The sequence below is a fragment of the Pantoea sp. JV6 genome, assembly GCF_025910055.1.
Lineage (GTDB): Bacteria > Pseudomonadota > Gammaproteobacteria > Enterobacterales > Enterobacteriaceae > Pantoea > Pantoea agglomerans.
The window spans coordinates 405,226-420,412 of sequence record NZ_JAPCIM010000013.1; the positions used below are offsets into that span (position 1 = coordinate 405,226).

At 56.4% G+C, this 15,187-nt stretch carries 18 protein-coding genes; 8 read left to right on the top strand and 10 right to left on the bottom strand.

The features are described 5' to 3' along the window. Window positions 1-63 precede the first annotated feature (63 nt). Entirely contained in the window at window positions 64-1,308 is a 1,245-nt protein-coding gene (entS, locus tag OK412_RS15850; protein WP_122459422.1) for an enterobactin transporter EntS, read from the top strand. Here the strand turns inward: entS and fepB are convergent. After that, window positions 1,303-2,271, bottom strand: coding sequence for a Fe2+-enterobactin ABC transporter substrate-binding protein (gene fepB, locus OK412_RS15855; RefSeq protein ID WP_264353346.1), 969 nt, complete (start codon window positions 2,269-2,271; stop codon window positions 1,303-1,305). The genes entS and fepB overlap by 6 nt on opposite strands. A 177-nt stretch (window positions 2,272-2,448) precedes the next feature. Between fepB and OK412_RS15860 the strand changes: the two genes are divergently transcribed. Genes OK412_RS15860 through OK412_RS15880 form a run of 5 tightly spaced genes read left to right on the top strand, consistent with a single transcriptional unit; the run spans window position 2,449 to window position 7,304 of the window. Further along, on the top strand, window positions 2,449-3,627 hold the full coding sequence (locus OK412_RS15860) for an isochorismate synthase (protein WP_264353347.1): 1,179 nt from the start codon (window positions 2,449-2,451) through the stop codon (window positions 3,625-3,627). A gap of 10 nt (window positions 3,628-3,637) precedes the next feature. Next, the gene (locus tag OK412_RS15865; protein ID WP_010251844.1) at window positions 3,638-5,254 is read left to right on the top strand and encodes a (2,3-dihydroxybenzoyl)adenylate synthase; all 1,617 of its coding nucleotides are present in this window, start codon (window positions 3,638-3,640) and stop codon (window positions 5,252-5,254) included. A gap of 18 nt (window positions 5,255-5,272) precedes the next feature. Next, window positions 5,273-6,127 (top strand): isochorismatase family protein, encoded by an 855-nt coding sequence (locus tag OK412_RS15870; RefSeq protein WP_264353348.1) that lies wholly within the window; start codon window positions 5,273-5,275, stop codon window positions 6,125-6,127. After that, a complete protein-coding gene (gene dhbA, locus OK412_RS15875) occupies window positions 6,124-6,882 on the top strand; it encodes a 2,3-dihydro-2,3-dihydroxybenzoate dehydrogenase (RefSeq protein WP_033759623.1) in 759 nt (252 codons plus the stop codon). Before OK412_RS15870 ends, dhbA begins: the two co-directional genes overlap by 4 nt. A 2-nt stretch (window positions 6,883-6,884) precedes the next feature. Next, the gene (locus OK412_RS15880) at window positions 6,885-7,304 is read left to right on the top strand and encodes a hotdog fold thioesterase (RefSeq protein ID WP_029519501.1); all 420 of its coding nucleotides are present in this window, start codon (window positions 6,885-6,887) and stop codon (window positions 7,302-7,304) included. Window positions 7,305-7,376: 72 nt separating this feature from the next. Here the strand turns inward: OK412_RS15880 and cgtA are convergent, their stop codons facing one another. The 3 genes from cgtA to rplU all read right to left on the bottom strand — a co-directional run bounded on the left by cgtA (window position 7,377) and on the right by rplU (window position 9,376). Continuing rightward, on the bottom strand, window positions 7,377-8,549 hold the full coding sequence (gene cgtA / locus OK412_RS15885; protein ID WP_003851092.1) for an Obg family GTPase CgtA: 1,173 nt from the start codon (window positions 8,547-8,549) through the stop codon (window positions 7,377-7,379). A gap of 242 nt (window positions 8,550-8,791) precedes the next feature. Continuing rightward, window positions 8,792-9,049, bottom strand: a complete 258-nt coding sequence (gene rpmA, locus OK412_RS15890) for a 50S ribosomal protein L27 (RefSeq protein WP_003851093.1) — start codon at window positions 9,047-9,049, stop codon at window positions 8,792-8,794. A gap of 15 nt (window positions 9,050-9,064) precedes the next feature. Continuing rightward, on the bottom strand, window positions 9,065-9,376 hold the full coding sequence (gene rplU / locus OK412_RS15895) for a 50S ribosomal protein L21 (protein ID WP_008925416.1): 312 nt from the start codon (window positions 9,374-9,376) through the stop codon (window positions 9,065-9,067). A gap of 257 nt (window positions 9,377-9,633) precedes the next feature. On the opposite strand from rplU, the gene ispB reads away from it, so the two are divergent. Both ispB and OK412_RS15905 read left to right on the top strand, forming a co-directional pair. Further along, entirely contained in the window at window positions 9,634-10,605 is a 972-nt protein-coding gene (gene ispB, locus OK412_RS15900) for an octaprenyl diphosphate synthase (protein ID WP_008925415.1), read from the top strand. A gap of 238 nt (window positions 10,606-10,843) precedes the next feature. Further along, window positions 10,844-11,128 (top strand): helix-turn-helix domain-containing protein, encoded by a 285-nt coding sequence (locus tag OK412_RS15905; protein WP_022625265.1) that lies wholly within the window; start codon window positions 10,844-10,846, stop codon window positions 11,126-11,128. A gap of 73 nt (window positions 11,129-11,201) precedes the next feature. On the opposite strand, the gene murA is transcribed toward OK412_RS15905, so the two are convergent. From murA to mlaE, 6 genes are all read right to left on the bottom strand, one after another. After that, window positions 11,202-12,461, bottom strand: a complete 1,260-nt coding sequence (gene murA, locus OK412_RS15910; protein WP_010251868.1) for a UDP-N-acetylglucosamine 1-carboxyvinyltransferase — start codon at window positions 12,459-12,461, stop codon at window positions 11,202-11,204. A gap of 66 nt (window positions 12,462-12,527) precedes the next feature. Continuing rightward, a complete protein-coding gene (gene ibaG, locus OK412_RS15915; RefSeq protein WP_010251880.1) occupies window positions 12,528-12,785 on the bottom strand; it encodes a BolA family iron metabolism protein IbaG in 258 nt (85 codons plus the stop codon). A 113-nt stretch (window positions 12,786-12,898) separates the two neighbouring features. Then, window positions 12,899-13,204, bottom strand: coding sequence for a lipid asymmetry maintenance protein MlaB (gene mlaB / locus OK412_RS15920; protein ID WP_010251883.1), 306 nt, complete (start codon window positions 13,202-13,204; stop codon window positions 12,899-12,901). Next, the gene (mlaC, locus tag OK412_RS15925) at window positions 13,204-13,839 is read right to left on the bottom strand and encodes a phospholipid-binding protein MlaC (RefSeq protein ID WP_010251887.1); all 636 of its coding nucleotides are present in this window, start codon (window positions 13,837-13,839) and stop codon (window positions 13,204-13,206) included. The genes mlaB and mlaC overlap by 1 nt, the downstream gene beginning before the upstream one ends. A gap of 15 nt (window positions 13,840-13,854) precedes the next feature. Continuing rightward, entirely contained in the window at window positions 13,855-14,400 is a 546-nt protein-coding gene (gene mlaD, locus OK412_RS15930; protein WP_010251890.1) for an outer membrane lipid asymmetry maintenance protein MlaD, read from the bottom strand. Between the two features lie 4 nt (window positions 14,401-14,404). After that, window positions 14,405-15,187 carry a lipid asymmetry maintenance ABC transporter permease subunit MlaE gene (gene mlaE, locus OK412_RS15935; protein WP_010251894.1) on the bottom strand — a complete coding sequence of 261 codons (783 nt, stop codon included), beginning with the start codon at window positions 15,185-15,187 and terminating at the stop codon, window positions 14,405-14,407.

Here is a 15,187-nt window from a genome sequence, read left to right on the forward strand (position 1 = left end):
TTTGTATGTTACCATGACTCCCGGACTCAATGATGAGGAAAATGGGTGCAAAAAAGCGACGTTATGAACAAACCCTCCCACTTTATCGATCTCAGCCTGCTGAGAACCCACCCCGCCTTTCGCGCCATTTTTATCGCCCGCTTTATCTCCATCGTCGCCCTCGGCATGCTGGCGGTGGCGGTACCGGTTCAGATTCAGCAGCTAACGCAGTCGCCGCTGCTGGTGGGTCTGGCGGTGACGCTGGCCAGTGCCGGCATGTTTATCGGCCTGCTGACCGGCGGCGTGCTGGCGGATCGCTATGAGCGCCGACGTCTGATCCTGTTTGCCCGATCCACCTGTGGCCTGGGCTTTGTCGCCTTATGCATCAATGCCCTGCTCCCTTCGCCGTCGGTGATCGCCGTCTTTGTGCTGGGACTATGGGATGGTTTTTTCGGCGCGATAGGCGTCACCGCGCTGCTGGCGGCGACGCCGGCGCTGGTCGGGCGTGAAAACCTGATGAAAGCAGGTGCGATTACCATGCTGACGGTGCGATTTGGCGCGATTCTCTCACCCGCCATTGCCGGACTGGTCATCGCGCAGGGCGGTGTGGCGTGGAACTACGGACTGGCGGCGTTCGGCACGTTGCTGACGGTGTTAACCCTGCTGCGGTTGCCGCGGCTTGCGCCACCGCCGCAGCCGCGTGAGCATCCGCTGAAAGCACTGGTCAGCGGCGTGCAATTCCTGTTTGCCAGCCCGATCGTTGGCATGGCGGCGCTGGTCGGCGCGCTGGTGACGTTAGCCAGTGCGGTGCGCGTGCTCTATCCGGCGCTGGCGCCACACTGGCAGGTCGGCGTGACGGAGTTAGGGCTGATGTATGCCGCCGTTCCGCTGGGTGCTGCCACAGGTGCCCTCACCAGCGGACGGCTGGCACAGTCACCGCAGCCGGGCCGCCTGATTCTGGCGAGTGCTATTGCTGCTTTCGTCGCGCTGGCTCTGTTCAGCCTGATGCCGTGGTTCAGCGCGAGTCTGGTCTGCCTCGCGGCCTTTGGCTATTTCAGTGCCATCAACAGCCTGGTGCAGTACGCGATGATCCAGACGCTGACGCCTGATGCGCTGCTCGGCAGGATCAACAGCCTCTGGACAGCGCAGAATGTCACCGGCGATGCGATAGGTGCAGCGATGATTGGCGCGATGGGTTCACTGTTGTTGCCGCAGCAGGCGGCCAGCCTGGCTGGTCTGGCAGCCACCGTGCTGGGCATCGTCATGTGGCTGCTGATGGCGCGTCTGCGTCGCTATCAACCGCCTGCACCGGCGGAAACGGGATCATGATTTAACGAACAGCGTCTCCAGCCGCGTCAGCAAATTGCTGGCGCTGTAGTAGTCGAGCCGGAAGCTATCCAGCCCCAGCGCATAGACCGCTTTTGCGCGCACAGCTGGGGTCTGCGCCAGGAAAGGGTTGCTCATCACCTGTGCGGCGGTGGGCTCTTCAGCGGCAAACAGCAGATATGATTGACCATTAAGGCCTGCCGCCAGATTTTCTCCTGACAGTTGCAGGATATCTTTACGCTGTCCCATGCTGTGACCAGACTGAAGCGTGGCCGGCGGCGTCGCCAGAGTGAAGCCCAGTTGCTGCAGTAATTTCCCCTGCGCCGACGCATCCGTCCACAGATTGACTGCCCGGCCATCCCCGTTCCACACCATCGCTGATACCGGCTGCGGCGGCAGGGTCAGCTTCGCTTTCAGAGCCTTTTCTCGCGCATCAAACTCAGCTTTCCGGGCGGCAGCTTCCGCTTCATGCCCGGTCGCCTCACCCAGCAACGTCACCAGTTGCTGCCAGCTTTTATCGTCGTAATTCACCACCAGCACCGGCGCAATCGCCGCGAGCTGGTCGACCAGTTTTATTGCCGAATCATTCCCGGTGGCGCTGACCACAATCAGGTCTGGCGCTTCAGCAGCAATCGCTTCTGCACTGGGCTCACCAATGTAGAGACGTTTTACGCCGCGCTGTTTGGCCACTTCGCCCCACTGACGGAAGAATCCCTGCTTATCAGCCAGCCGACTGCCGGGTGCGGTTGCGCCACTGGCGATGACCGGCGCATCAATGGCCAGCAGCGAGCCTGTCAGGGTAACGCTGGTCGAAACGATACGCATCGGTGCCTGGGTCAGCGTGATATTGCCTGTTGCCCCGGCGACAGTACGCGGCCAGCCGGTCTGGGCAGCAGCGGTAACGCTGAACAAGCAGATGCTCAGGAAAAACAGCGCTATCGCCGATGTGACACCATGTTTACTCATAGATTTTCGTCCACTTTTACCCGGAAAAAGAGAGAGACCATTTGTGCTGATTTAACCGGCCATGCCAGCTGAATCGCCGCGTAATTATTGACACTTTCGGCTAATCAACGTAGGTTACTGGCCCACAATACAAATGATAATCATTATTAGTTATCTTATCATTTATAGGTGGAAATTATGGTGGAATCGCTGGCGTTTGAACATCCCTTGTTGCAGGATTTCCCGGCACTCTGCCGTGGCTTTCTGTTTACCTCTCCCTGGCAAAGCCTGACCACACAGGGCTGTTTTACTACCCTTACCGCGCCGGTGAGGCAGTGTGAGCAGCTGACAGGGGAGTTTCAGCAGCAACTACAGCACCATTTTGCTTCAGCCAGAAAACAGGGCATTGCCCATCCCATTCTGGTGGGTGCAATCCCCTTCGACGTGGATCAGCCCGCAGCGCTGTTTATCCCTGAGTCGTATCAGACCTTTAACCGTGACGATCTCAACGCCAGTGCCTCTCTGGCTGAGGCTGAACTGCCGCAGGTGCGTCGCCGCACGGCGGTGCCGGACCATGACATTTTCATTGACATGGTTGCGCAGGCGGTGGCGGCTACGCAGCGCGGCGATCTGGATAAAGTGGTGTTGTCGCGGCTGATGGATATCGTGGCGGAACAACCGGTTGATACGGCCGCCCTGATGCAGCGCATCGTGGCGCAGAACCCTAACAGCTATCACTTTCATCTGCCGCTGCCCGATGGTGGCGCGCTGGTTGGCGCCAGCCCGGAGCTGATGATTCGTAAGCAGGGCCGCCAGTTCAGCTCCTGTCCGCTGGCCGGTTCAGCGCCGCGTCATCGCGATCCGCAGCGTGACCAGGCCTCTGGCGACAGCCTGATGCACTCAGCAAAAGATCGTCATGAGCATAAGCTGGTCACGGATGCGATGCGCGCGACGCTGCAACCGCGCAGCCGCCTGCTGTCGGTCCCCGAGACACCTTCACTGCTGACCACCGCAACACTGTGGCATCTCGCTACGCAGATTCAGGGTGACGTGCTGGACGATCGCGAAAATGCGCTGTCACTGGCCTGTCTGCTGCATCCGACACCGGCCCTCAGCGGCTTCCCGCATCAGCGTGCTCAGGCGCTGATTCAGCGACTGGAGCCATTTGAACGTCAGCTGTTTGGCGGCATCGTCGGCTGGTGTGACGATCAGGGCAATGGCGAATGGGTCGTCACCATTCGCTGCGGTACGGTGAATGGCCCGCGGGTGCGGCTGTTTGCGGGCGCAGGCATCGTAGCGGACTCACAACCTGAATCAGAATGGCGTGAAACCGGCGTCAAACTCGACACCATGCTTCGCGCTTTTGGACTGCAATAAAGGAACCTGTATGACGATTTCCTACAGCCGCTGGCCGGACGATCTGGCCGCACGTTACCGTGAAAAAGGCTACTGGCTCGATCTGCCGATGACCGATATCCTGGAACGTCATCGCGACAGCGAGAGCGTAGCGGTGATTGATGGCGAACGACAATTTACCTATCGCCAGCTGGCGGCGCTGAGTGACAACCTGGCCGCGGCATTGCAGCGTCGCGGCCTGAAGTCAGGCGATACGGCGCTGGTGCAGCTTGGCAACGTGGCGGAATTTTACCTGACGCTGTTTGCCCTGTTCAAAATCGGCGTTGCCCCGGTTAACGCCCTGTTCAGCCATCAGCGCACCGAACTGGCCGCCTATGCCAGTCAGATCTCGCCGAGCCTGTTAATTGCCGATCGCAGCCACGCACTGTTCGCCGATGATGCGTTTATTGCGCAACTTCGCCGCGATCAGCGTTCACTCCAACAGGTGATCCTGCGTAATGATGCTCAGACGGAAAACAGCCTCGACGCCCTGCTGGCTGAACCCGCGGGCAACTTCATCGCAACCCCGACCGCAGGCGATGAAGTCGCCTTTTTCCAGCTGTCGGGTGGCAGTACCGGTACACCGAAACTGATCCCACGTACCCATAATGATTACTACTACAGCATCCGTGAGAGTGACGTTATCTGCGATGTTACCGCCGACACCCGCTACCTGATCGCCCTGCCCGCCGCGCATAACTTCCCGATGAGTTCGCCGGGCGCGCTGGGCGTTTTTTACGCGGGCGGACAGGTGATCTTAGCCGCCGATCCCAGCGCAACGCTCTGCTTCCCGTTGATTGAAAAGCATCAGGTCACCGATACCGGCCTGGTTCCGCCCGCCGCCAGTCTCTGGCTGCAGGCGATTCAGGAATGGGGCAGCAATGCCGCGCTGGCCTCGCTGCAACGCATTCAGGTCGGTGGCGCAAAGCTGGGTGAAACGCTGGCCGCGCGCATCCAGAACGAGATCGGCTGCACACTGCAGCAGGTATTTGGTATGGCGGAAGGTCTGGTGAACTACACCCGACTGGATGACGATGAGCAGACCATTCTCACCACGCAGGGACGCCCGATCTCCCCGGATGACGAGGTGTGGGTCGCCGACGATCAGGGTAATCCATTGCCAGCAGGCTCCATCGGTCGCCTGATGACGCGTGGTCCTTATACCTTCCGCGGCTACTACAACAGCCCGGAACATAACGCCGCCAGCTTCGATGACCAGGGCTTTTACTGCTCTGGCGATCTGATTGAGATCACGCCCTCTGGCAACATCATCGTGCAGGGCCGGGAGAAAGATCAGATCAACCGGGGCGGCGAAAAGATCGCAGCCGAAGAGATCGAAAACCTGCTGCAGCGCCATGCGGATGTGATCCACGCTGCGCTGGTCTCCATGAGCGACGAGCTGATGGGTGAAAAGAGCTGTGCCTTTATCGTTACCCGTCAGCCGGTTAAACCGGTGGCGCTGCGTCGTCACCTGCGTGAACTTGGCGTGGCAGAATTTAAGCTGCCCGACCGTATTACCTGCGTAGATGCCCTGCCGCTGACCGCGGTCGGAAAGGTGGACAAAAAACGTCTGCGCCAACAACTTGCCGATCAACAAGCGCAAGCCTGATCTGTCCGGAGATTTTCAATGGCTATTCCACAACTGACCTCTTATCCGCTGCCAGCCGTCACCGAGTTGCCCAACAACAAAGTGAAATGGATGCTGGAGCCGGACCGTGCCGCCCTGCTGATCCACGATATGCAGCGCTATTTTCTCAACTTCTGGGGCGAAAATAGCCCGCTGGTTGAGCAGGTAGTCGACAATATTGCCCGCCTGCGTCGCTACTGCAAAGCGCAGGGTATTCCGGTGTTTTACACCGCTCAGCCAAACGCGCAGAGCGATGAAGATCGTGCGCTGCTCAACGACATGTGGGGACCGGGTCTGAATAAACATCCCGATCAGCAGAAGATCGTGGATGCGCTGGCACCGGATGAGGACGATCAGGTCCTGACCAAATGGCGCTACAGTGCATTTCACCGCTCGCCGCTGGAGTCGATCCTGCAGGAGATGGGCCGCGATCAGCTGATTATCACCGGCGTCTATGCCCATATTGGCTGCCTGACCACCGCCACCGATGCGTTTATGCGCAATATTCAGCCGTTTATGGTGGCCGATGCGCTGGCTGACTTCAGCCGTGAGGAACATATGATGGCGCTGACCTACACCGCGGGCCGTAGCGGAAAAGTGGTGATGACCGCCGATCTGATGCCTGTGCCACTCAGCAAAGATGATTTGCGCGCGTTGATCCTGCCGCTGCTGGAAGATGATGAGGTGCCGGAAGATGATGAAAACCTGATTGATTACGGTCTGGACTCAGTACGCGTGATGGCGCTGGCGGCACGCTGGCGTCAGGTACATCGTGATATCGATTTCGTCAGCCTGGCGAAAAATCCGAGCATTGATGGCTGGTGGGCGCTGCTGACGCGGGAGCCGGCGAAATGAGCCACACATTCGACTTCAGCGGTAAAATCGTCTGGGTAACCGGTGCCGGCCAGGGCATCGGCTATCATACTGCGTTAGCCTTTCATCAGGCTGGCGCACAGGTCGAGGCCTTTGATCAACGTTTTAAGGGCCATGATTACCCGTTTCCCTGCCACACGATGGATGTAGCCGATCCGGCGCAGGTCAAAACGATCTGCCAGCGCGTATTGGCTGCGCAGCCGCGCATTGATGTGCTGGTCAACGCAGCCGGTATCTTACGGATTGGTGCCACCGATGAGCTGTCGTTTGCCGACTGGCAGGCGTGTCTTAACGTCAATGCGGGCGGCGCGTTTAATCTGTTCCAGCAGACATTGCCACGCTTTCGTGAACAGCGCGCCGGTGCCATCGTCACTGTCGCGTCTAATTCGGCTCACGCCCCGCGTATCGGCATGTCCGCTTATGGTGCTTCAAAAGCGGCGCTGCGCAGTCTCTGTCAGACCGTGGGTCTGGAGATGGCGCCCTATGGCGTGCGCTGCAACATCGTTTCACCGGGTTCCACCGACACCGATATGCAGCGCAGCCTGTGGCACACACCGACGGGTGAGCAGGAGATGATTGCCGGCTTCCCGGATCAGTTCAAGCTGGGTATCCCGCTGGGTAAGATCGCGCAGCCGCAGGAAATTGCAGCCACCGTACTGTTTCTCGCGTCGGATCTTGCCAGCCATGTGACGCTGCAGGATATTGTGGTTGATGGTGGCGCAACCCTGGGAGCCTGATAATGACAGCGATCTGGAAGCGATCCATTGATCTTCCCGCCCTGAATGCGCTGGGTGAGAACTCTCTGGTGGCCCATCTGGGTATCGTTTTTACCCTGATAGGTGATGATTATCTGGAAGCGACGATGCCGGTCGATGCCCGTACGCAACAGCCGTTCGGGCTGCTGCATGGCGGTGCGTCCGTGGTGCTGGCGGAGTCGATGGGCTCAATTGCCGGATATCTGGCGGTTGAGGAAGGCAGCAGCGTGGTTGGCGTAGAAGTGAATGCCAGCCATCATCGTGCGGTTTCTGCCGGTCTGGTGCGGGGAATTTGCCGTCCACTGCATCTGGGTAAACGCAGTCAGAGCTGGCAGATTGAGATTCGGAACGGTCGGGATCAGCTGTGCTGCAGTGCGCGACTGAGTGTGGCGGTGATGAGCTAGCTGCAGAAAGAACAATGCCCCCTTTCAGGCCTGAAAGGGGGCATTGCATATCACGCTGTAGCAGGCGATCGGTTAACGCTGATAGATAATTTCAACGCCTTCGTCGTCTTCATCATCCCAGTCGTCATCCCACTCTTCATCTTCCACTTCAACCGTGTTTTCAATGGTTTCTTTGTGGTAATCGTCCCACATGAACTCCACTTTCTCCGGCTGCTTCTCTTCAAGCTCCGCTTCTTTCGGATTAGCGTTGATGAAGCTCATCACGTCCCAGCAGAGTTCGTTGACACCGGTACGGCTTGCGGCAGAAATCAGGTAATACTTATCTTCCCAGCCCAGTGCTTCAGCCACCGCTTTAGCCCGTGACTGCGCTTCTTCTTCACTGATCAGATCAATTTTGTTGAAGACCAGCCAGCGTGGCTTGTTGAACAGCTTCTCGCTGTACTTTTCCAACTCGCCGAGAATGATGCGGGCATTTTCAACCGGATCGCTTTCATCGATAGGGTCGATGTCGATCAGGTGCAGCAACACGCGGCAGCGCTCAAGGTGCTTCAGGAAGCGAATGCCGAGGCCTGCGCCATCGGCTGCGCCTTCAATCAGGCCAGGGATATCGGCCACGACGAAGCTCTGCTCGCTGTCCATACGAACCACGCCCAGGCTCGGCACCAGCGTGGTAAACGGATAGTCCGCCACTTTTGGCTTCGCTGCCGATACGGCACGGATAAAGGTCGATTTACCGGCATTCGGTAAGCCCAGCATCCCGACATCTGCCAGCAGCATCAGCTCCAGCTGCAGATCGCGCTTTTCACCTGGGGTACCCATGGTTTTCTGGCGCGGACTGCGGTTTACAGATGATTTAAAGCGGGTGTTACCCAGGCCATGCCAGCCGCCTTTGCCGACCATCAGTTTCTGGCCGTGACGCGTCATGTCGCCCAGTGTCTCGCCGGTACCCTGATCGATAACCCGGGTGCCGACCGGCACTTTAACTTCGATATCTTTACCGCGTTTGCCAGTACAGTCGCGGCTCTGGCCGTTCTGCCCACGCTCGGCGCGGAAAGATTTTTCGAAACGATAATCGATAAGGGTGTTGAGGTTTTCATCAGCGATCAGATAAACGTCACCGCCATCACCGCCATCACCCCCATCAGGGCCGCCTCTCGGGATATATTTTTCGCGGCGGAAGCTTACGCAACCATTACCGCCATCACCGGCGACGACCAAAATTGTCGCTTCATCTACAAACTTCATTTTCTATCTCCGTCACACAATCGCCTGCAGCACTCTGCAGACGGGTCCGCCAGGGTCTTCTGCGCTGACCAGCGGCGGATAAATCAGGATTGGCTTTCGCCAGTGCGTACATAAAGTGTACAGCAAACTTTTGTGATGCGTCGCTTTTACCGCAACAGACCGCAGAATGTAAAAAGCCCCGCAGGAGCTGCGGGGCCTTCAATTCGTGCGTTCAGACGTTAAACGTCTGCGTCACGACAACCTTACTCAGCAACGATGCTGATGTATTTACGGTTGTTCGGACCTTTAACTTCGAACTGTACTTTACCGTCTGCGGTAGCAAACAGGGTGTGGTCACGACCACAACCTACATTGGTACCGGCGTGGAATTTGGTGCCACGCTGACGAACGATGATGCTACCTGCCAGAACAGATTCGCCACCGAAACGTTTTACACCCAGACGTTTTGCATTGGAGTCACGACCATTTCGAGTCGAACCACCAGCCTTTTTATGTGCCATTTGTCAGATCTCCTCTTATGCCGTGATACCAGTGATTTTCACATCAGTGAACCACTGGCGATGGCCTGCTTGCTTACGGTAGTGCTTACGACGACGAAACTTAACGATCTTAATTTTCTCGCCACGACCGTGAGCAACAACTTCTGCCTTGATCATTCCGCCTGAAACCAGTGGCGCGCCGATTTTCACGTCTTCGCCATTAGCAATCATCAGAACCTGGTCAAACTCAATCGTTTCACCGGTTGCGATGTCCAGCTTTTCCAGGCGAACGGTCTGACCTTCGCTTACTCGGTGTTGTTTACCACCACTTTGGAAAACCGCGTACATATAAAACTCCGCTTCTGCGCTTGCCTTTTAGTTCATCAGGCGGCGCGCTAAATATTCACAATAGGGCGCGAATTCTACGCAAAACTCCAGAAGAAGACAAGAGCACTTTGCACACTCTTGCAGAAAAAAAACACAGGCTGAATGCAACCGTTTCTCAGGCAGAAAATTCAAGTACAATCAGTAACAGATTACCTGAACGCTGGCTGGGTAAAAGCACTTACCATGGCAGAGATAACGAGTCATAGCTGAAAAGACGAATGAACTTAGAACAGATTAATGAATTAACCGCACAGGATATGGCTGCCGTTAACCAGACCATCCTCGACCAGCTGAATTCAGATGTCTCGCTCATCAACCAGTTGGGCTACTACATCATCAGTGGTGGGGGCAAGCGTATCCGTCCCATGATTGCCGTGCTATCCGCACGTGCCATGGGCTACAAGGGCGATCTTCACGTGACCAATGCGGCGCTGATCGAATTTATCCACACCGCCACGCTGCTGCATGACGATGTCGTGGATGAATCCGATATGCGTCGTGGCAAAGCGACCGCGAACGCGGCGTTTGGCAATGCGGCAAGCGTGCTGGTCGGTGATTTTATTTACACCCGCGCCTTCCAGATGATGACCAGCATGGGTTCGCTGCGTATCCTGGCGCTGATGTCAGAAGCGGTAAACGTGATTGCTGAGGGCGAAGTCCTGCAGCTGATGAACGTCAACGATCCCGACATCACCGAAGAGAGCTACATGCGCGTGATTTACAGCAAGACCGCGCGCCTGTTTGAAGCGGCCTCGCAGGCCTCGGCGATACTGGCTGAAGCCACACCTGAAGAGGAAAAAGCGCTACAGGATTATGGGCGCTATCTGGGCACCGCTTTCCAGTTAATTGACGACTTACTGGATTACAGTGCTGACGGCGAGACGCTGGGCAAAAATACCGGCGATGATCTGAGTGAAGGCAAACCCACGCTGCCACTGCTACATGCTATGCAGCACGGCTCACCTGAGCAGGCGAAGATGATCCGTGAAGCCATTGAGCAGGGAAATGGCCGCCATCTGCTGGAACCGGTACTGGAAGCGATGAATCAGTGTGGTTCACTCGAATGGACGCGCAGCCGCGCCGAACAGGAAGCGGATAAAGCCATTGAAGCCTTGCGTATTCTGCCCGAATCGCCGTGGCGCAGTGCGCTGGAGTCGCTGGCGCACATGTCAGTTCAGCGCGATTTCTGATCCCTCACGGAGCCTGACAGGCTCCGTTTTTACGTCCCTGCTCTCACTTCTTTTTGTTATCTCTTAGCTGTTGCACTCCTTTTGCATGCCACCCCACAGATCAGATGCTGAATCCAAATATTACTGGAAACTAATGGGAACTATTTGCTATAAAAACCTCAATCTTTCCAGATAAAGGTAAAAAGGAAAGCTCACGTCCTGCTGGACGACGCAATGACAGGGAAAAGGAGAACAGGATATGCAAAAAAGGATGGAAGACTGGCACCCGGCTGACATTATCGCGGCGCTGCATAAGCGTGGAATGACACTCGCAGCGCTGTCACGCGCAGCAGGTCTCAGTTCATCAACGCTGGCTAATGCGCTCACGCGTCCATGGCCCAAGGGCGAATGGTTGATCGCTGACGCGATCAAGGTTCATCCTTGTGAGATCTGGCCCAGCCGCTATTACGATCCCGAGACCCACTGCCTGCTGGATCGCAGAAAACGTATCCGGGCGCCTGTCGATCATTCCGATACCGCCTGAAAACTCAGGCGATCCTCAGGCGAAAAAAAACCAGCCCCCAAAGGGGGCTGGCTCTTTCAGAGCATCTGCGGGATTACTCTTCGCTGACGCGCTCGATGTTTGCGCCCATGGCTTTCAGCTTATCTTCGATGTGCTCATAGCCACGATCGATGTGATAAATGCGATCAACAAACGTCGTTCCTTCCGCAATACAACCGGCCAGAACCAGGCTGGCAGACGCACGCAAATCGGTCGCCATCACCTGCGCACCTGACAGGGTTTCAACCCCATGACAGATCGCCGTGTTGCTCTCAATCTCAGCATGTCCGCCCATACGAATCAGTTCCGGGATATGCATGAAACGGTTTTCGAAGATGGTTTCGGTAATCACGCCCGTGCCTTCCGCAACCATGTTTAGCAGTGTGAACTGCGCCTGCATATCGGTCGGGAAACCTGGATGCGGTGCAGTGCGCACGTTGACCGCTTTTGGCCGCTTGCCGTGCATATCCAGACTGATCCAGTCTTCACCGGTTTCGATATCGGCACCCGCATCACGCAGCTTGGCCAGCACAGCATCCAGCGTATCCGGCTGGGTTTTGTGACACATCACTTTGCCACCCGAAATGGCCGCAGCCACCAGGAAGGTACCGGTTTCGATACGATCCGGCAGGACACGATAAACACCGCCACCCAGACGCTCTACGCCTTCGATGGTGATTTTATCGCTGCCTGCACCACTGATTCTGGCGCCCAGGGTGTTAAGGAAGTTGGCGGTATCGACAATTTCCGGCTCACGCGCCGCATTCTCAATCACGGTGGTACCGGTCGCCAGCGTCGCAGCACTCATGATGGTTACGGTCGCGCCAACGCTGATTTTGTCCATGACAATCAGTGCGCCCTTCAGGCGGCCATTGACTGACGCTTTCACGTAGCCCTCTTCCAGCTTGATCTCGGCACCCAGCTGTTCAAGACCGGTGATGTGCAGATCAACCGGACGCGCGCCGATAGCGCAGCCACCCGGCAGGGAAACCTGACCCTGACCAAAACGCGCCACCAGCGGGCCCAGCGCCCAGATTGAGGCACGCATGGTTTTGACCAGATCGTAAGGCGCACAAAATACATCTACCGCGCTGGCATCGACATGCACAGAACCGTTGCGTTCCACCTTCGCACCCAGCTGGCTCAGCAGCTTCATGGTGGTATCAATGTCGCGCAGCTTTGGCACATTCTGGATCTCGACCGGCTCTTCAGCCAGCAGCGCAGCAAACAGAATAGGAAGCGCGGCGTTCTTTGCCCCGGAAATGGTTACTTCACCACTTAAGCGGGTGGGGCCTTGCACACGAAATTTGTCCATTAACACGGCTCTCAATTAACTAGCTAAAGATTGGACTCGCCAGCGACGAGTTCACCACGCTGGGGATCAGAAACCGTTGAGTTTACGGTCACGCGCCCATTCAGCGGGAGTATAGGTTTTGATAGAGACAGCATGAATGCGGTTATCCGCGATAAATTCCATCAGCGGCGCGTAGACAGCCTGCTGCTTTTTCACGCGGCTCAGTTCGCCAAACAGTTCGCCTACGGCGATCACCTGAAAATGGCTGCCATCATTGCTCATCACATGCACTTCGTCTAAAGGCAATGCTGCCATCAGCACGGCCTGAATTTCACTGTTTTCCATTGGGCTTAACTTCACTTAATAATAATAAGGCTGACATAGTAGAGGAAAGCGGCTGACTCTTAAATACGCAAAAGCCCCTGTTGAAAACAGGGGCTTAGCATAACAACCGGATATCAGGCGCTTTTATCCGCAGAAACAATAATCTGTTGCAGATTGTAAAGCGTTATCAGCGAATGCAGTTTGTCGCTGATGCCCGTAAAGCGAGGGGTAATACCCTGTGCCCGCGCGATTTCCCGCAGATGCACCAGCAGGGCAAGCCCGGAAGAGTCCACACGCTCCAGCGCCGCGACGTCGATGGTATCGACATCTTTAATCAGCGTTTCACGTTGCTGCCACAGGCTCATCAGCGTGTCGCGATCCAGTTCGCCTTTCAGTAATAGCGTGCTGGCTTCCCGCTCCCAGCGTAACGATTCGTGCATTATTGTTGTTTATCCAGCGTGATTGGCTGTGCCGCAGAAGATTTCAGCTGCGCCGTCAGACCATCGATACCTTTGGTACGTAACAGATCGCTCCACTCATTTTGTTTGGTGGTGATCATGCTGACGCCTTCAGCGATCATGTCATACGCCTGCCAGTTACCGCTCTGGCTGTTTTTACGCCACTGGAAGTCGAGGCGAACCGGTGGACGGCCATTTGGATCGATAATGGAAACGCGAATAGCGACAATCTGGGCATCGCCTAACGGCTGCTCAGGCTGAATCTGGTAGCTCTGTCCGTTGTACAGTGCCAGTGCCTGACCATAAGCCTGCGCCAGATAGTCACCAAAGGCGCTGAAGTAGGCTTCACGCTGAGCGGGCGTCGAATCACGATAGTAGCGGCCCAGCACTAACGCGCCCGCATATTTGATCTGCACATAGGGCAGCAGCTCCTGACGCACAATCTGACGCAGGTAGTTAGGGTCCTGCTTGATTTTCGGCTGCTCGTTTTTCAGACGGGTGAACGTCTTTTGCGCCGCTTCATTCATCAGTTTGTAGGGGTTGCTCTGATCGGCTGCGGTTGCCGTCAGCGGTACCGCAACCACCAGCATGGCAATCATCAGTAAACGTTTAAACATGGTATACCCTCTTCTTTAAGGTTGAGCCGGTGCCGCAGGCGCAGCACTGTCGCCTTCCTGCGCATCCTTGTTTTCACTGTTTTGTTTATTATCGCCGCTCTTATAAAGGAACTGACCGATCAGGTCTTCGAGCACCATGGCGGATTTCGTATCGCGCAGCGTATCGCCATCTTTCAGCATCGCTGAACCCAGTTCAGGATCGTCAAATCCTAAGTTGAGTGCCAGGAATTGCTCACCCAGCAGTCCCTGAGTGCGAACCGCCAGCGAGCTGGTGTCTGAAATTTTATTCGCATACTGATCGCTGATGTCCATGGTGACACGCGGCAGCAGCGTTTTCGGCTCTAACTCAATATCGGTCACCCGGCCAATCACCACCCCACCAATCTTGACCGGTGAACTGGCTTTGAGACCACCAATATTGTCAAAGGTGGCGTAGAGCTTCCACGTCGGCTCGGTGCCCATTGACTTTAAATCGGCGACGCGCAGCGCGAGAAACAGCGCCGCCAGCAACGCCATAATCATAAATATGCCAACCCAGATTTCGCTTTTTTTGCTTTGCATTGCATCAATTCCCAAACATCAGTGCTGTCAGCACAAAATCCAATCCGAGCACCGCCAGTGACGCGTGCACCACAGTGCGCGTCGTCGCGCGACTGATCCCTTCAGAGGTTGGAATCGCATCATAGCCGTTAAACAGCGCAATCCACGTCACGGTAATGGCAAATACCGCACTTTTAATCAGGCAGTTAACCACATCGGCACGAAAATCGACGGCATTCTGCATCGCCGACCAGAAGAAACCGGGATCAATCCCTTTCCAGCTCACCCCGACCAGCGCCCCACCGGCAATCCCTACCGCGGTAAAAATCAGCGTCAGTAACGGCATACTGATAAAACCGGCCCAGAAGCGCGGCGAGACCACCCGGCGCAACGGGTCAACCGCCATCATCTCCATACTGGAGAGCTGTTCGGTGGCCTTCATCAGGCCGATTTCGGCGGTCAGCGCAGACCCTGCCCGTCCGGCGAACAGCAGCGCGGTCACAACCGGCCCCAGTTCGCGCAGCAATGACAGCGCCACCAGCATACCGAGGCTGGTTTCCGCGCCATAGGTGTTTAAGACCAGATAACCCTGAAGGCCAAGCACCATGCCGATAAACAGACCGGAAACCACGATGATCAGCAGCGACAGCACGCCGACGCTATAAAGTTGTTTAATCAGTAGCGGCGTGTGTCTGCGGAACGCTGGCTTGCCCACCAGCGCATGAAAGAGCATGAGTCCTGCGCGTCCAAAACTGGCGCACGTTTCAATTCCCTGACGTCCAAATGTCGCCAGCGCCTTCAACACCAT